Genomic DNA, 17,815 nt, shown 5'->3' with positions numbered 1-17,815 from the left:
TTATTGGGCGTATCGATAAGCGTTTTTCACTGAAATGGGCTAATTTTGAAAAAAAACATCGATTGTGTGATTTTTGGGCGATTAAAAGATGTTGTATCTGGGCTGCATGTGTTAATCTCGCGCCCCTGAAAGTTCATCTACCGATTTTTACCAGCAAAATCTAGGTAAGGATTATACCTAATTCGGCGGTTTGTCATGCTGCAACCTATCGTGAGTTATCATCAAGATGATGAAGATCATTGGGTTGCCAATTTGTCTTGCGGCCATGCTCAGCATGTTCGCCATCGTCCTCCTTGGGAGCGGCGAGACTGGGTGACTCATCGAGAAGGCAGAAATGCCATGCTGGGTTATAAGCTCAATTGTAAGCTGTGTGAATTAGACTCGGAAATGGAACAATACCAATCAGTATAAACCTCGTGGCAATGAAAGGTGATCATTGGCAGCGTGGTTGATAAACAGAATTATGAACGCGAGAGTGATACTTAGGTTATTGGTCTTGCGTATTGATTGAGCTTAGCTATAACTATCTCGAATTGGCTCTCCTGTTAAGGGGCGCCTTTTATAGTGCATAGCCTGCTTAGCTCAAGTATTAGAATTATTGTTAGGATAAAAGTAACATGACACAAACTAAGAAGTATGATTTTCGCGTAGTTGCAGATGGCGCAACTTGGACCGCTCAGATCACTCGTCGTCAAACGGCACGTAAGATCGTGGTTTCTAAGAGCAAGCAAGGTTTTGCCACTGAAGCTGAAGCGCAAGCTTGGGGTGAGACTGAGCTTAAGTCATTCTTAGAGAACTTAATTAAGCGTAATGAGCGTAAGGCTAAGGCACGTGAAGAGCGTAACGAAGCGGCTGAAGCTAAAGAGCTAGCTGCCGATGCATGGCGTGATGCTCGCGAACCTAAAGGTTCTGATTACGGTTTCGATGAAGATAACCTAGATTACGAGTCTGATTCAGATCGTTAATCTATTTTTCAACGTCATTTGAGACCGAGCTGATTTAGCCTCGCCTAAATCAAAGACTAAACCGCATTAAGCCTAGCTTGATGCGGTTTTTTTATATGAGTTACTCAGGCTCTGTTATTGTCGATAATCTCACTTTTATTGATCTAGCTCAATTTTTGTGAGTCTGATAGCAAATATATCAACCCCGTTTTATTCTGCGATCAATGCCTGCGATACTCAGCTCATATTGAGATGCATTCTCAGAGTTATTGAACTTAAGCCTTACATCAAAGTCTTTAACTAGGCGTGCTAGCTCAATTTGCAAAGATGCCAAGCATCGACTCATCTCCCACAGTGGTTAGTCTGGAAGAACATGGATAAAACAGTAGAGAAAAAGCTTACAAAGTGGCTTAAACAGCAGAAAAAGGCCTGTGGCTTCTATCTGAATCTGTCGGTTTTTTTCGGTGTGTTGACCGGACTCAGTTTAATGTGTCAGGCCTGGCTCATCGCGACCGTTTTACAAGGGATCATCATAGATGAGCTGCCCAAGTCTGATTTTATCGATCACTTTTGGGCTTTATTGCTACTAACCATAGTGCGCGGTATTTTGGCTTTCGCCCGAGAGCGAGCCAGCTTTCAGGCTGGTGCACGACTGCGCATACAGATGCGCGCTGCGGTACTCGATAAATTAGCGCTACTCGGTCCCGCTTTCATCAAGGGCAAACCCGCAGGAAGCTGGGCCAGTATCGTGCTAGAGCAGGTGGAAGATCTGCACGACTTTTACGCTCGTTACCTGCCTCAGGTGGTGCTGGCGGGCTTCATTCCCTTGATTATTTTAGTGGCGGTATTCCCAATAAACTGGGCGGCAGGCCTTATTCTTCTGGCGACCGCACCGCTTATTCCTATGTTTATGATCTTAGTTGGTATGGGCGCCGCCGATGCTAACCGCAAGAATTTCAGTGCGCTGGCGCGTTTAAGCGGCCACTTTATGGATAGGCTAAAAGGCCTGTCGACCCTCAAGTTATTCAATCAAGGCGAGAAAGAGGCTAGGGTGATCCGCAAAGCCTCGGAAGAGTTTCGTGAGCGGACCATGGCCGTACTGCGGATGGCGTTTTTAAGCTCTGCAGTACTGGAGTTTTTTGCTGCGGTATCGATTGCGGTACTGGCGGTCTACTTTGGCTTTAGCTACCTGCATCATCTGGACTTTGGTCACTACGGCGTGTCAATCAGCCTGTTTACTGGTTTGTTTGTATTGATCTTAGCCCCCGAGTTTTATCAGCCACTTAGAGATATGGGCACCCACTATCATGCCAAAGCCCAAGCAATTGGTGCTGCAGAAGAGTTGATGGCGCTGCTGGATCACCCAACTGAGCAACAGGTTGGCGATAAGCAAGTGAGCGGCGTGCTAGAGATAGAGGCGAAGGATTTAACTGTTTATAGCCTCGATGGCAGCTTGCTGCTAGGCCCGGTTAGCTTTCAGGTAAAAGCGGGTGAGCATGTGGCGATCGTAGGCCCAAGTGGTGCGGGGAAAACCAGTTTGCTTAACGCCCTGTTGGGCTTCTTACCCTACAAGGGACAACTTAAGATTGCGGGTACTGAGCTGAAAGAGTTATCGCTGGCGGATTGGCGTAAGCAGTTGGCGTGGCTTGGACAGGAGCCACAGCTGTTTCATGGCACTTTACGAGACAACATTGCCATGGGACGAACCTTATCAGATGAGGCGATCTGTAAGCTGTTAGAGCAGGCACAGATCTTAGATTTTGTTGAGCTGCAACCTCAAGGGCTTGATTACCCTATTGCAGAGCAAACGGCGGGATTGTCTGTGGGGCAGGCTCAGCGAATAGCATTGGCTCGTGCACTTGCCCAGCAGGCGCAGCTGTTCATTCTCGATGAGCCAACAGCGAGCCTTGATAGTTTGAGCGAGCAGGCAGTACAAACCGCTTTAACAAGCGCGATGCAAGGTAAAGCCAGTGTGATGGTCACCCACAGACTGGAGAACCTAAGCGCCATGGATAAAGTCTTAGTGATAGATAAGGGCGCTATCGTGCAGCAGGGAAGATATGAGCAACTCGTGTCAGAACCCGGTTGCTTTAAACAGATGTTGGAGGAAGCCAGTAGCGCTAGTGAGTTTGACCTTGACCTAGCTCATGACCCCGAGCTTAACGACGACACTCAAGCTAAAGAAGCGACACCAGCGCAGCAAACACAAACTGAGGGAGATAAGTAATGCGAGCACTATTCCCTTATATTAAACGCTTTAAAAGCCAAGGCTTTATGATGTTTATTGGCCTGTTTTTAAGCGTGACAACCTTGATGGCTGGCATAGGTTTACTGTCGTTATCTGGCTGGTTCCTCTCGGCTACGGCAGTCGCAGGCTTAACGGTATTAACGGCGCAGACTTTTAACTACTTTACTCCAGCAGGCGGGGTGCGTTTCTTATCGATAGTGCGTACCGCGAGTCGCTATGGTGAGCGCCTTGCTACTCATGAGGCGACCTTTAGTTTATTGACGGATCTTCGCTGCTGGGTGTGGAATAAGCTGCTTCCCCTGAGTGCTAAGAATTTGCAAGGGGTGCGACAAGGCGACCTGCTTAACCGCTTAGTTGCCGATATCGATACCTTAGATCATCTGTATCTGCGATTAATGACGCCGTTAGCGGCCTCGTTATTGATGATGCTGGCGCTGTACTTTTTCGTTGGCCATTTTGACCCAGAATTGGCGCGAACCTTATGCAGTGTGTTATTGGCCGTTTGGCTATTGCTACCAACGACTTTTTACTTTCTTGGCCGCAAACCCGGAATTGCCCAGTTAGAGACAAAACGACAGTTAAGAGTCCAGCTATTGGAATACCTACAGGGTCAGGCTGAGTTGACGCTGTTTGGTGCGCAAAAGGCTTATAGAGACAGACTTGATCAGGCGCAAAGCGTGATGATTAATAGCCAGAATGTGATGAACCGAGTGACGGCACTAAGCCAAGCCTGCTTGATTTTGTGTCATGGTTTTGCGGTGCTGCTGATGTTGTATTTAGCTGCGACAGGCGTGGGTACGGCTGTGCCACCAGGACCAAGACTTGCCATGGTGGTGTTCTTAACCATGGCAACAATCGAGATGATGATGCCGTTGGCAGGAGCCTTCCAGCATCTATCGGCCTGTAGTTCGGCGGCGACCAGACTTAATGAGGTGGTTGAGCAAGCACCAAGTGTGACTTTTGCAAGTGAGCAGAGCGTTGCAATCACTGCGGGCAATATCGCGTTTAAGGATATCGATTTTGGTTATGCCAAAAATCAAAGTGTGCTCAGTGGACTCAATCTCGATATTCCGGCCGGGCAGAAAGTGGCCCTACTTGGACAAACGGGCTGTGGTAAATCGAGCCTATTGTCGCTATTGACTCGTGAGTGGTTACCGACAAACGGTCAGATCACCATAGATGATCATGAGGTTGCCGATTATACCGAGCAGCAACTGCGCCAATCTATGTCGGTGGTGAGTCAGCGGATCTATCTTTTCAGCGGTAGCTTGCGAGACAACTTGGCTTTGGCCATTGAGGGAGCGACCCGTAAGGATGATGACAAGCTAATTGCCGTGCTACAAAAGGTCGGCTTAGATAGCTTACTGCAGGGAGAAAAGCCGCTCGATACTTGGCTAGGCGAGGGTGGACGTCAGCTCTCTGGTGGTGAGCAGCGCCGTATCGGTGTCGCAAGGGCTTTATTACGTGATGCACCAATCTTGTTGCTTGATGAGCCAACCGAAGGCCTAGATAAGCGCACCGAACGTGAAATACTGCGTCTGTTGTTCGAGTTTGCCGAGGGCAAGACGATGCTGATGATAAGCCACCGACTCACCGCCATGAACAAGATGGATACTATCCATTTAATGGACCAAGGTACTATTCGTGCTAGTGGTAGTCATAGGCAGTTACTTAGCTCTGATGACTATTATGCTAGCTTGTTCCAGCGTTTAGCCTAATCTCATCGATAAAGACTGACCACTATTGAAATCGAGTGTAAAGAAAAGCCCTGAATAATCAGGGCTTAATTATAGGTAATTTGGTTTGTACTGCTGGTATTAGATTTTAAAACGAGAAACCTGCTCACTTAATCCACTTGAGGTTTGCAGCATCTCTTGGGCATTATCGCTAACCTCTTGGGTTTGCGATGACAGTAGATGAGAGGTATCACTGATCGCTTGAGTGTTACGGCTGATATCCTCTGAAACCGCACGTTGCTCTTCTGCCGCGCTAGCGATCTGGGTCGCCATATCCGAGATCTCAGTAATGGAGTTGGTTATGCTCTCCAAGCAATGTTTGGCTTGGTTGGCAAATTCGACACTATTATGGGCAAGCTCTGTGCTCGATGTCATCGAGGATACCGCTTGCTGGCTGTTTTGCTGCAAGGCGGTGATCATGGCACGGATCTCTTCGGTCGAGTCTTGGGTGCGGTGGCTCAGTACACGCACTTCATCGGCTACAACGGCAAAACCGCGGCCTTGCTCTCCAGCTCGCGCCGCCTCGATCGCTGCGTTAAGGGCTAGCAGATTGGTCTGCTCGGCAATCGCCTGAATTGTAGAGAGGATCTGATTGATTTCGGTGGCATTCTCTTCGAGGGCTGAAACCACCTTAGAGGCATCACCAAGTTGCTGTGACAAAAGCTCGATAGAGTCGCTGTTCTTAACAATGACTTCATTGCCTTCAATGCAGGCTTGAGTCGATACCTGTGCCGCATTAGCAGTCATCTCAGCATGATTGGCGACTTCGCTAGCGGTTGCCGACATCTCATGGATCGCTGTGGCTATCTGATCCACATCTTGGTGTTGGCCATGGACACCATCACTGGCTTTGACAGCGATATCAGAAGAGTCATTGATCTGCTTGATCAATATTTGCGTATCATTTGAGATGGCTTGTACCATCTGCTGCAAACTTGCGAGGAAGCTGTTCATATGGCATTCAAGCTGACCTATTTCATCTTGCTTATCGGCAGCGAAGCGTTGAGTTAAGTCACCATCGCCTTGAGATAGCTTCTCAATGGCGAGGCTGAGTTGCTGCAGTGGTCTAAACAGGTAGCTAACAGCAACAGAGGCTACTAATAAAATGATAAAGGCTAATACTGTTACTGCTAGGAGTGATTGTAAAATTTGCTCCTGAATAGCGTCATAGGCGAGGGCTTTGTCTTCGACTAAGCCTAAGGTCCAGTTGGTGCCCTTTAGTGGAGTTAAGCGGATTAGTTTATCTTGGCGATCTTGCCATTCAATAGTGGCTATCTTGCCGCTATCGCGCAGGGTCTGAATAGTCTGTGGATTTAAATTTGCCGCTAAACGACTCGCATCTTGCTGAGTATAACTTCTATCTCTGAAGGCCAAGATTTTATTATTTTCATCCAACAAGAATGCAAAACCGGCATTAGCGATATTGAGGTTATCGATCTGCTCTGTGATATAGCCGATGCTTAGGTCCGCTGCTAGCACTCCAGAGAATTGACCGTTAAAGCGTTTAGCTAAGGTCACTACGGTATCACCGGAGATATCCACATAAGGCAAGGTGGTAATGATCTCGTGACTGTTGTAGGCAGCTTGGTACCATGGACGGGTACGACCGTCAAAATCGGCAGGGATCTCAACGGCTTTGTCTCCAGAAATCACTTGTCCGTTTTCTAACCCCATATACAGGTTAATAAAGCCACCTGCTTGAATGCTAAGTTCTAGCTCTTTTGCGTTATTTAGGCCGCTTTGCAGTGGAGCCTCATTGGCTGTGATAATACGCTTCTTATCTGCGAGCCAACTAAAGATATTGTTGCTGACCGCATCGGCTTGCAGTGCAAAGCGGGTTGTGATGGCATTTTCTGTGTGCTGGTTTAGCTGCTTGGTCGCAATAAGGGCGAGTGTCGCTGTTATCGTCACTATGACGACTAAAACCGCGAGTTGGATCTTGTGCTTAATTGTAAGGTTCATTTTAATAATTTTGACCGACAAATCATTGGCTAAAGACTGTCAGTACGGCAAGGTCTTGTTGGGAGTGGAGCGGATTATAGGGGATGATAATTAGTTGAGCATTTGAATCGTTTCATCACTGAGAGATTTGTCTCAAATTATTAATAACTAATACCAAAATTGCTAATGGTTACATAACGCAGAAACAACTATGTCAGCTGCACCTTTTATCGTTTAGCAGCGATTGGAAATGTCACTAAAGGGAGCGGTTTTATAATAAAAGCCCTGCATTTTACAGGGCTTATAGAGGCGTTATCGGCTATTTAGATCTTAAAGCGTGAGACGCGATCGCTTAGTTCATTCGAGGTCTGCAGCATCTCTAATGCATTGTCACTGACCTCTTGGGTTTGAGACGACAGTTGATGAGAAGTATCACTTATCGCTTGTGTATTGCGACTGATATCTTCAGACACCGCACGTTGCTCTTCTGCTGCACTGGCGATCTGGGTCGACATATCGGAGATCTCAGTAATTGAGTCAGTAATGCGCTCTAGGCTCTGTTTTGCCATGTTAGCGAATTCGACACTCTGATGGGCGATATCTGTGCTCGATGCCATAGAAGATACCGCCTGTTGGCTGTTTCGCTGTAAGGTGGTGATCATGGCTCTGATCTCTTCGGTCGAATCCTGGGTTCGATGACTCAGTACTCGCACTTCATCTGCCACCACGGCAAAACCTCGTCCCTGTTCACCAGCTCTGGCCGCTTCAATCGCAGCGTTAAGCGCCAGCAGATTTGTTTGTTCGGCAATTGCTTGAATTGTTGAGAGGATCTGGTTGATCTCTGTAGCGTTCTCTTCGAGTGCTGAAACCACCTTAGAGGCATCGCCTAACTGTTCAGAAAGCAGCTCGATAGAGTCGCTACTCTTAACGATAACCTCGTTACCTTCAACACAAGCTTGGGTCGACACTTGCGCAGCATTGGCTGTCATTTCTGCATGATTAGCCACTTCACTTGCGGTTGCAGACATTTCATGGATAGCGGTGGCTATCTGATCCACATCTTGATGTTGACCGTTAACGCCTTCGCTGGCTTTAGATGCGATAGCTGAAGACTCATGGATCTGCTTGATCAGCTGTTCGGTATCGCTGGAGATCGCCTTAACCATCTGTTGCAGGCTCTCAAGGAAACGGTTCATATGGCCTTCAAGTAGACCAATTTCATCTTGTTTACTTGCAGCAAAGCGCTGAGTCAGGTCGCCATCGCCTTTAGACAGGGTTTCAATCGCATTGGTCAATTGTTGCAGCGGTTTGAACATCTGGTTCACGATGAAAGAAGCAATCATCAAGATGATGAATGCAAGCACTGCAACCACGATCAGCTTGTTAACGACTTGCTTCTCAATCATTTGATAGGCAAGGTTTTTGTCCTCAACTAAACCCAGTGTCCAGTTGGTGCCCTTTAGGTGAGTTAAACGGATCAGCTTCTCATTACCGTCTTGCCACTCGACGGTGCTGATCTCACCGCTGTTGCGGATAGTCTCAATGTTTGCTGGCGTTAATGTTTGCGCGAGACGGCTAGCATCTTTTTGCGCATAGTTAGTATCCCTAAATGCGAGGACTTTATTGTTTTCATCCAAGAGGAAGGCAAAGCCTGCATTCTCAATCTGCAGGTTATTAATCTGCTCCGTTATGTAACCGATACTCAAATCGGCAGCGATAACCCCCTTCATCGCGCCATTAAAACGCTGGGCCAGTGTCACGACTGCGGCACCTGTGATATCGATATAGGGAGGCGTGAGGATCATCTCAGAGCTGTTAGAAGCTTGGATGTACCAAGGGCGTGTTCGTGGTTCATAATCGTCTGGCCAAGGTTGGCTCTTATCACCAGAAATGATATCGCCAGTATCAAATCCAGCATACACATCAATGAAACCACCGCTATTGACAGATAACCATAGCTCTCTATCGCTGTCTAAGCCTTGCTTTATTCGAGATTGGTTAGCCTTAACGATGCGCTTCTTATCTTCTAGCCAACTGAAAATATTATTACTCAAAGCTTCAGCCTGTAACTCGAAGCGTGTTGAGATCGCCAGCTCAGTATCATGGATTAATTGGCGGGTCGACAGGGTGGCCAAGGTGCTACTAATAGCAAGAATAGTCACTAAAACGGCAAGTTGAATTTTGTGCTTTATCGTAAGGTTCATTTTATTTATCACTAATAAAATTTAGGTTAAGCAACCATTTTGGCTAGTACTAGTAAAAGAATGGAAGCGTAGATAAATCCCATGTTTAAAAACGATTGAATTATAAAGCAAAGGTTTTAAGTATGTATATCAAGCTCATGATAAATGGGAGAGTTATCTCAAATATCAAGACAATGATAAAAGAGTCATGTGTACACATTTGTATAATTTATTGAGGAACTGAATAATTTACATGAAAACAAGCCAGTACGGCATTAGGCTTTTGGTGGTAATGATGGTAAGCCTACTCTCGTTAGAATAAAAGCCGATTGCAATACAATCGGCTTTCTAGTCAATTCACTCCCCTGCACACCTGAGCATGCACAGGGAAGATTTAGCGCTACTACTCGCTATCACCTAATGACAGCAAGGTTGCATTACCACCAATGGCGGTGATGTTGTTGGTGCGAGTTTTTTCTGTGACGAAGCGAGTCAGGTAGTGTGGACCGCCTGCCTTAGGTCCCGTACCCGATAGGCCCTGACCACCGAATGGTTGTACACCCACAACTGCACCAATTTGGTTACGGTTGATATAGACGTTACCCACATTCACTCTGCTTGCAAGATTGAGTGCGTGACCTTCGTTACGGCTGTGAATACCTAAGGTTAAACCAAAGCCTGTTGAGTTGATCTCATCGATGACTTTATCAAGTTCAGATGCCTTGTAGCGGATCACATGCAGGATCGGGCCGAAATGCTCTTTATCCAGCACTTTAATCGAATCAATCTCTACCGCTGTCGGCGCCACAAAGTGACCATTCTCGGTGCCCTCTGGCAACTCTAGCTGGTTAAGTAAGGTACCGACCTGCTTAATATGGTCGATATGGGCATTGAGGTTTGCTTTGGCTGTGGCATCGATAACCGGGCCCACGTCGGTTTTGACCAAGCCAGGATGACCTATGCTTAGCTCTTCCATTGCGCCTTTCATCACATCGAGTACGCGGTCGGCAATATCTTCTTGCAGGAAGAGTACCCGTAATGCTGAGCATCGCTGGCCAGCGCTGGTGAACGAAGAGTCAATGATATCGTGAACCACTTGCTCTGGTTGTGATGTTGAATCGACCACCATAGCATTTTGACCACCAGTCTCAGCGATAAGCGGGATGATCGCCCCTTCACGCATCGCTAGTGTGCGGTTAATGAGCTTGGCTGTACCTGTTGAACCCGTAAAGCAAACACCACCAATGCGCTCATCGGCAGTAATTGCCGCGCCAACTGTTGCGCCTGTGCCTGGAAGAAACTGTAGTACTTCCTTAGGAATTCCCGCTTCGTGAGCGAGCTGAGTCGCACGGTAACCAACAATCGATGTTTGCTCGGCTGGTTTTGCCACTACAGTGTTACCAGCTGCTAGCGCCGCTGCCACTTGTCCTAAGAAGATAGCTAATGGGAAGTTCCAAGGGCTGATGCAGACAAAGATGCCGCGACCCTGTAAGAATAGCTCATTAAGCTCCCCGGTCGGGCCTGGAAGCAGTTCTGGCTTGGCCATCATCTTCTTCGCTTGTACCGCGTAATAGCGGCAGAAATCTACGGCCTCACGGACTTCATCGATACCATCTTGAATACTCTTACCCGCTTCACGGGTACAGAGCGCGATGAGTTCTTCACGGTTTTCTTCTAGCAAGTCTGCAAGTTTTTGTAGTGCATTGGCACGCACTTCTACCGGTGTGGAACACCAGCTTGGGAATGCGGCATTGGCGCTTGCAAGGGCTTGCTCAACCGCTTGGTTGTTGGCAAAAGCAATTTTACCTACCACTTGTGTGGTGTCGAATGGACTCACAACCTCTTTGGTTTCGCCAGCTAGGGTCTCACCGTTAACCAGTGGACCAGCATGCCATGTGGTGTCTTTAAACTTATCTAGTGCGGCGAAGAATGGCTCAGATTCGGAGATGATGTTCATATTGAGTCCCTTTGAGTTTTTGCGCGATGAGCCAAAGATATCGGCTGGCTGAACGATCATGTTATTTGAAAGTGTCTGGTACTTTTTCAGGGTCGTCAGCGGGTGAACCACGAGTGATTCGATTGCTACTTTAGGATCGACAAGTTTATGAACAAATGAGGTGTTAGCACCATTTTCCAATAGTCGTCGCACTAGGTAGGGTAAGAGTTCTTTATGTTCACCGATTGGCGCATAGATGCGAACCCGAGTCGTAGGACTTTCGGCCAGCAAGGTATCGTACAGCTCTTGACCCATGCCATGTAGGCGTTGGAATTCGTAGAGGCGATCGCCTGCCATATCCATGATGGCCGCAACAGATTGAGCATTATGGGTTGCAAACTGAGGGTAGATAGCGCCTCTTGTTGCATCTGACAGTAGGTAACGCGCAGAAGCAAGATAAGAGACATCGGTGCCCGCTTTGCGAGTAAACAGCGAGTAGCCTCCTTCACCATTTTGCTGGGCCCACTTAAGCTCACTGTCCCAATACGCGCCTTTAACCAGTCGCACTGGGATCTCATCACCTTGCTCCTTTGCAAGACGCGTGAGCCAACAAAGTACAGGCAGACCACGTTTGGCATAGCTTTGAACAACAATGCCTAGAAGTCCCCAGCCTTTAGCAGCGTCTGAGTTGTAGAGCATCTTAAATAGCTTGAGGTGGAGTTCGAGTCTGTCCATCTCTTCGGCATCGATAGATATGCCGACATTGAGACTGCGACCCTGCACAATAAGCTTGATTAGCGTGTCATATAGCTCATTAAGGACTCTATCTTCATTGGCCACTTCGTATCTTGGGTGAAGCGCCGATAGCTTGATAGAGATAGTGGGGCGAGGAGCCTGAGTTTCATCGTAATCTTGCGCACCAAGAGCCGCGATCGCTGATGAATATTCAGAGAAGTACTTATCAGCGTCAGCTTTAGTGAGCGCCGCTTCGCCAAGCATGTCATAACTATGGCTATAGCCAAGTTTACGATTGTTCTCACTGTTTTTAAGGCCATCTTTGATGCTTGTACCAAGAACAAACTGCTTACCCATGATCTTCATGGCAGCAAGCATGGCTTGACGAATCACAGGCTCGCCCATTTTGTTGACTAGGCGATTTAATAGGTTACTTGGTTTACCGTCAACAGCTTGGTCTAGCTTGACGATTTTACCCGTTAGCATGAGTCCCCATGTTGACGCATTAACTAACAGTGAATCACTCTTACTTAAATGTTCATCCCATTTAGCACCCGATAGCTTATCTTCGATTAACGCGTCAGCGGTAGCCGCATCAGGAATACGCAATAATGCCTCGGCAAGACACATCAAAATAATGCCTTCCTGCGTTTCTAGGCTGTACTGTTGCAAGAAGGCATCAATACCCACCATTAGGCCTTTCTTGTCATATTGGCGAACTTTCGCCACCAAATCATGAGCTCTTTTAGTAACGCGTTGGATCTCGTCATCACTAGATGGCACAAGTTTGATCAGTTCCGACAGATATTCATCTTCATCGACAATGTAGTTATTGGTGATGGCTTTAAACAGCTCATCGAGGGTAGCTGAGTCATAGTGACCTGCTAGAACTTCACTCGCTTTGAACATAGTAATCGCTTCCATCTTAGCCACAGGGGCTGATTGCTTGGATAAGGTGTCGCGACAAAACCTCTGTTGTTATTCTTTTGTATACAATCTAAGGCCTCCGCGCGGCCGATTATAACCATAAAATGTGACGGGTGACAATAATGTCATATTTATTGTGATCTGCGTTTGATTTTGATTTTAAGGAATGCGCGCTAGCCCTTGTATTGTGGGGCCTGTGGAAAGATTAAAAAAAGTGCAGCGTTTTAATCATATCGGCTTTATATGCGGTTTTACTGAATTATTACCGACGGTTTTCATAGGGGTCAGGAGTTTAATTTCAATCGCTAAAAAATTACCTGATAAACCAATATGATATTAAGAAATGAAGCTTACATAGAAAGATTTTGCTATGAGAACGCAAATGCTTTGTCCTGTGATTAGGTGTTGGCGTAATTTACAAGAGTCCGAGCGGGTTAACTGGGGAGGGGAGAGGTTTCAACGATTCGAATAGAGAGATAAGCTAGTTGTTAAAGTGAGTACACTAAAGCTTATAAACAGACTTGTGTAGGACTTTATTGGATCCGTAAGGCCGTCAGCCGAATAACATCCGTTTGTTAAATGAGGCGCTTATGAGCGATTATGGGGCTACTCTATTAGATCCAGCCAATAAAAAAGCCTGTATATACTTAATACAGGCTTTTAATGTAGTTAACTTTACTTATAACTATGCGATTACCAGCGGTTCTTAGGCTTACGCTGTGGCTTTGGCAAGTAGACTAAGATGATACCTAAAATCAGACCACCGGCAGCAATATAGCCACCTTGTTTCCACATCTCGAAACGCTCGTTCTTCTGCATGCTGGCAAGCTTTGCCTTGGCGCTATCGCGTTCGTTAGTCGCACTGTCTAGGGCTTTTTGAGCCGCAGCAAGTTGAGACTTAACTTGGCTAAGCTCTTGAGCATTGCTGTCGCTGCTATCAAGAGCGGCTTCAAGTTTAGCCTTAGTCTGCTCTAGTTCAGCTTGAATCGCTGGTAGCTGCACGCGAAGGCTTGGTTTAGCGCTTAGCATCTTGCTCTGGATCCAGCCTTCACGACCCTTATGGTCGATTATCTTGCTGTAGTCGCCTTGAGTTTCATTAAGTGAAGTCACCTTTTGACCAGCCTCTACGCTGCCCAAGATCCGGAACTGCGTTCCAGCCCCACCATGAAGGTAGATGTAAACATCATCAGAGATGTAGCGCGTTTGGTTTGCGGCAAGCAAAGAGGGGGAAAGTAGCATCATTCCCGCAATAATTAGAAGTCTTAACACTAATCTATTCTCATCTACGAAATTTAGCCCACATGCTAGGGATTTAAAGGGGTTAATGCAAGTGGCAAAAGAGGGATAAAACGCAAAAGGGAAGTTTGATACAAAAATAATCAAACTTCCCTTAATATTACGTAATTCTTGTAAAGCCGATGTTGCTCAATCTTAGTTGAAAATACCTTTAATCATGAAGAAGAACATGATTGAAAGACCAGCACCTGCTGGAAGGGTTACAACCCAAGAAACAACAATGTTACGTACCACACCGATGTTAATCGCAGCAATACCACGAGCCATACCCACACCTAGTACCGCACCCACAAGTGTTTGCGTAGTTGAAATTGGTAGACCTGTACCCGATGCGATAACAACGGTTGATGCCGCTGCAAGCTCAGCAGCGAAACCACGGCTTGGTGTAAGGTGAGTAATGTTCTTACCGATGGTTTGCATTACGCGTTGACCAAAGATAGCAAGACCCATAACGATACCCACAGCACCTAGAGGTAGGATCCACCAGACTAGAGGCGCAGTGTTGTTAATCTGACCGCCGCTTTCAACAACCGATACAACAGCTGCTAGAGGGCCAATCGCGTTAGCAACATCGTTTGAACCGTGAGCGAATGCCATACAACATGCGGTCACAACCATTAAGATAGCGAATACTTTCTCAACGTTACCAAACTGTGTTTGACGGTCAGCCTGGCTGTCCATCTTAAGGCGCTTAATGGCGATCATACCGCCAATACCAACAAGTATCGCTAGAACAACAGCTAGGGCATACGCTTCAACGTTAGTGAAGTGTAGACCAACGTGCTTAAGTCCTTTCTTGATAGTCACTAGCGACATAACGAAGCCAGCTAACGCCATATAGAAAGGAACATAACGCTTAGCGTTTTCTAACGGGTTGTCAGTGTTGAAAATAAGCTTTTGTACGCTCTGGAATATCATAAAGGCGATAAAGCCAGATATTGCAGGAGTGATGACCCAAGAGCCAACGATACCACCTACTTTACCCCAAGCTACTGCATCACTACCCACACCCACAGCGGCGAAACCAACGATGGCGCCAACAATTGAGTGAGTGGTAGATACAGGCCAGCCTAGTGCAGAAGCAACGATCAACCAGATACCGGCAGCAAGCAAGGCTGAAATCATACCGTAAACGAGTAGTTCTGGAGAGTTGACGAAGTAAGCTGAATCGATAATACCCTTACGGATAGTACTGGTTACTTCACCACCCGCTAGATACGCACCGGCAAACTCGAAGATCATAGCGATAATAATCGCTTGTTTAATTGTAATCGCATTAGAACCTACAGAGGTTCCCATTGCATTGGCTACGTCGTTCGCGCCAATACCCCATGCCATTAAAAATCCAAATACAGCCGCAATGCCAATAAGCCACGGGCCATTGGTGACTAATACATCAACCATGTTATTACCTTGATAACCTTTCCGATTAGACGCGAGCTAACATTAGCTCTAGGCGGGAACCGACTCGTTCAGCAAGATCTGCTAAGTCACCAACCCACTCAATTATCTTGTAGAGGAACATTACATCTACAGGGTTTAATTCAGATTCGATAGCGTAAAGCTGTCTACGGATCTTAATCTGTAAGTCATCGGTATCCTCTTCAATAGAGTCGAGTTCACCAATCATTTTAGCCACGAGATCCACTTCACGGCCTCTAAAACCAGTTTCTAAAAGGTCGTCGAGTTCGTTAATTGCTTCTTTAGACAGCGAAACTGCATCGATACAGCGCTGTAAATAGGCAATAAATGGTTCTTGAATAGCTAGAGGTAATTCTAATTGTCGGCCAATGACACGGCCGGAAATGTCTTTTGCTTTGTTAGCAATCTTATCTTGCTGGGTTAATAGCTCCAGTAAGTCAGTACGCTCAACAGGCATAAACAAACCGCCAGGCAGAGTCAGACGGATCTCACGCTTTAGTGAGTCCGCTTCTTGCTCTGCAGAGCTAATTTGCTTACGTAATTGAACGGCTTTGTCCCAGTCTCCTGCGACAGTAGCTTCAAAAAATGGGACAAGTAATGACGCACAGTCGTATACTTTGTCGATATGCTCTTGAAGAGGCTTAATTGGCGATTTTGCAAACACGCCTAAAATAGAGTTTACTGGCATTGCCGTGTACCTATTTTGGTTATTCCACTATTGGAAAAAGCGGGCGCATGTTAACCCAAGCGGCCGCGTAAGAAAACTGTGTTTTTATATTTAAATAGACAGTTTTTTATTCTAGCTAGTTATATCCTAACTGCAAAGCGGATCCTACGGCGATATTATTACAGAAATATTACACTATGTACCTTTAGTGACAGTTTGATTAATTTTTAATGACAAGGTGAACGGTAGAACGATGGAAGCTGAAATAGAGCTGAAACTTTTTTTTAATGAGATCCATGAAAAAAACCTTATAAACCTGCTAGATAGCCTTCCAAGTTGCGATGGGAAGGGCGTAAAGAAACTAACAAATAGTTACTTTGATACTCCAGACCTCACTCTAAGAAAATGGGATATGGGTCTACGGATCCGAGGCGTAAATGACCATTTAGAGCAGACAATTAAGACAGCTGGTCAAGTTATAGGCGGTATCCATTCCCGCCCCGAATTTAATGTTGATATAGATCAAGATTTTCCCAAATTAAATTTATTCCCGAATGAAATTTGGCCAGCAGAGTCAAATATCGAACAAGTTCAGTCAGAACTCCAGTGTCTGTTTAATACCGATTTTGAACGTCAGAGCTGGCATATTTTTGTTGATGATAGCTTAGTCGAGGTCGCTTTAGATGTTGGCGAGATCCGAGTCGGTGACAACTTCGACCCTATCTGTGAGTTAGAGTTTGAATTGCTAGCAGGTGATACCTGTGCGTTATTGACCTTAGCGGGCCTCGTCAGTCGAGAGATCCCGGTACGCTTGGGTAAAGCTAGTAAGGCGCAACGCGGCTACCAGTTAGCTGGTCAATCTAGTCTCGAAACGATTGAAGCACTGAAGTTTATTGAAATAGATCCAAACCAAAGCCTTAAACAAGTCGCAGTTAATTTGTTGGCAGTCGGCCTAGATCGCTGGCAGACCATAGAAGCGTTGATTATAGCGCCAACGCAGGCTGTGATGGCCTTACCTATGCTCAGCTACCGTTTACGTGCCTGCATTCGCTTAATTAAAAACACCCTGAAACAGTTTGAGCTGCTTGAAGACTCATTTCAAACCGACTTCGATAGTATCGAGCAACGACTTAATTTTATTGAAGAGGGGCTAAGCCTCTATAGCATCATTGAAAATAATGCCGCTTTAGTGGCTAAGTTACCTATGCATCAGGCGCTGGTGGATGTGGCAACCGCTAAGCTTGAGCAGTTAGATATTATTGGCCAAGTTGAACAGCTACTTGGCGACCTTTGTTATGGCCGATTACAAGTGCACTTAGTCAGTCTGCTGATGCAGTTAAATGATGGTGAAGTGATCATAGACAAAGAGCTAGATCTGAGAAGCTTTGCCGATAAGATGCAGGAAAATTCTTGGCAGAAAATTTTAGACGTGATGCCGCTCGACAATGAGTTGAGTAGCTCCGACTACCTTTCGGTTGCTAAGGCACTTGATGACAGTATTTTTGTGGGTGTCGCCTATGGTGGCCTCTACAGTGAAAAGTCACGGGATCAATTTAGAGCGCCATGGCAGGATTTGGCGTTGGGGATCCGTACGCTAGCAGCCTACCGCCAACTAAAGTCTATTAGCGAGACGGCTTATTTGGATATCAGCGACTGGCTTGAAAATAAAGAGCAGAGCTTAGTGCAGGCGATGGAGTTCTCGCGTCGCAGTGCAATGCAGAGTGAGCCTTATTGGCGTTAATCCCAGCTCTATTCGCTTAAATAGAAAAGCCCACACTTT

Annotated in this window: 11 protein-coding genes; 5 read left to right on the top strand and 6 right to left on the bottom strand. The window is 46.3% G+C overall.

All coding sequences use genetic code 11. The features are described from left to right. Positions 1-195: 195 nt before the first annotated feature. The 4 genes from K5Q92_RS08875 to cydC all read left to right on the top strand — a co-directional run bounded on the left by K5Q92_RS08875 (position 196) and on the right by cydC (position 4,910). Positions 196-411 (top strand): DUF3565 domain-containing protein, encoded by a 216-nt coding sequence (locus tag K5Q92_RS08875; RefSeq protein WP_220768645.1) that lies wholly within the window; start codon positions 196-198, stop codon positions 409-411. A gap of 206 nt (positions 412-617) precedes the next feature. Beyond that, positions 618-965, top strand: a complete 348-nt coding sequence (locus tag K5Q92_RS08870; protein WP_220768644.1) for a DUF3622 domain-containing protein — start codon at positions 618-620, stop codon at positions 963-965. A 352-nt stretch (positions 966-1,317) separates the two neighbouring features. Then, positions 1,318-3,171 (top strand): cysteine/glutathione ABC transporter permease/ATP-binding protein CydD, encoded by a 1,854-nt coding sequence (gene cydD / locus K5Q92_RS08865; protein WP_220768643.1) that lies wholly within the window; start codon positions 1,318-1,320, stop codon positions 3,169-3,171. Then, positions 3,171-4,910 carry a cysteine/glutathione ABC transporter ATP-binding protein/permease CydC gene (gene cydC / locus K5Q92_RS08860; RefSeq protein WP_220768642.1) on the top strand — a complete coding sequence of 580 codons (1,740 nt, stop codon included), beginning with the start codon at positions 3,171-3,173 and terminating at the stop codon, positions 4,908-4,910. The genes cydD and cydC overlap by 1 nt, the downstream gene beginning before the upstream one ends. A gap of 99 nt (positions 4,911-5,009) precedes the next feature. Here cydC and K5Q92_RS08855 read toward each other — a convergent pair whose 3' ends face one another. The 6 genes from K5Q92_RS08855 to K5Q92_RS08830 form a co-directional block, all read right to left on the bottom strand. Beyond that, positions 5,010-6,890 (bottom strand): methyl-accepting chemotaxis protein, encoded by a 1,881-nt coding sequence (locus tag K5Q92_RS08855; RefSeq protein ID WP_220768641.1) that lies wholly within the window; start codon positions 6,888-6,890, stop codon positions 5,010-5,012. A gap of 302 nt (positions 6,891-7,192) precedes the next feature. Continuing rightward, positions 7,193-9,073, bottom strand: a complete 1,881-nt coding sequence (locus tag K5Q92_RS08850; protein WP_220768640.1) for a methyl-accepting chemotaxis protein — start codon at positions 9,071-9,073, stop codon at positions 7,193-7,195. A gap of 382 nt (positions 9,074-9,455) precedes the next feature. Next, entirely contained in the window at positions 9,456-12,647 is a 3,192-nt protein-coding gene (putA, locus tag K5Q92_RS08845; RefSeq protein ID WP_220768679.1) for a bifunctional proline dehydrogenase/L-glutamate gamma-semialdehyde dehydrogenase PutA, read from the bottom strand. A gap of 696 nt (positions 12,648-13,343) precedes the next feature. Further along, on the bottom strand, positions 13,344-13,919 hold the full coding sequence (locus K5Q92_RS08840) for a TIGR04211 family SH3 domain-containing protein (protein WP_259649532.1): 576 nt from the start codon (positions 13,917-13,919) through the stop codon (positions 13,344-13,346). A gap of 162 nt (positions 13,920-14,081) precedes the next feature. Next, positions 14,082-15,350, bottom strand: coding sequence for an inorganic phosphate transporter (locus K5Q92_RS08835; protein WP_220768639.1), 1,269 nt, complete (start codon positions 15,348-15,350; stop codon positions 14,082-14,084). A gap of 25 nt (positions 15,351-15,375) precedes the next feature. Beyond that, positions 15,376-16,056, bottom strand: coding sequence for a TIGR00153 family protein (locus K5Q92_RS08830; RefSeq protein WP_220768638.1), 681 nt, complete (start codon positions 16,054-16,056; stop codon positions 15,376-15,378). A 232-nt stretch (positions 16,057-16,288) separates the two neighbouring features. On the opposite strand from K5Q92_RS08830, the gene K5Q92_RS08825 reads away from it, so the two are divergent. Further along, complete coding sequence (locus K5Q92_RS08825; RefSeq protein ID WP_220768637.1) at positions 16,289-17,776, top strand: inorganic triphosphatase; 1,488 nt, start codon at positions 16,289-16,291, stop codon at positions 17,774-17,776. The last annotated feature ends 39 nt before the right edge of the window (positions 17,777-17,815 follow it).

The sequence above is a fragment of the Shewanella sp. MBTL60-007 genome, assembly GCF_019654915.1.
In the GTDB taxonomy this organism is placed as follows: Bacteria; Pseudomonadota; Gammaproteobacteria; order Enterobacterales; family Shewanellaceae; genus Shewanella.
The sequence above is the reverse complement of the archived record's forward strand: the minus strand, read 5'-3'. Positions and strand labels throughout refer to the sequence as shown.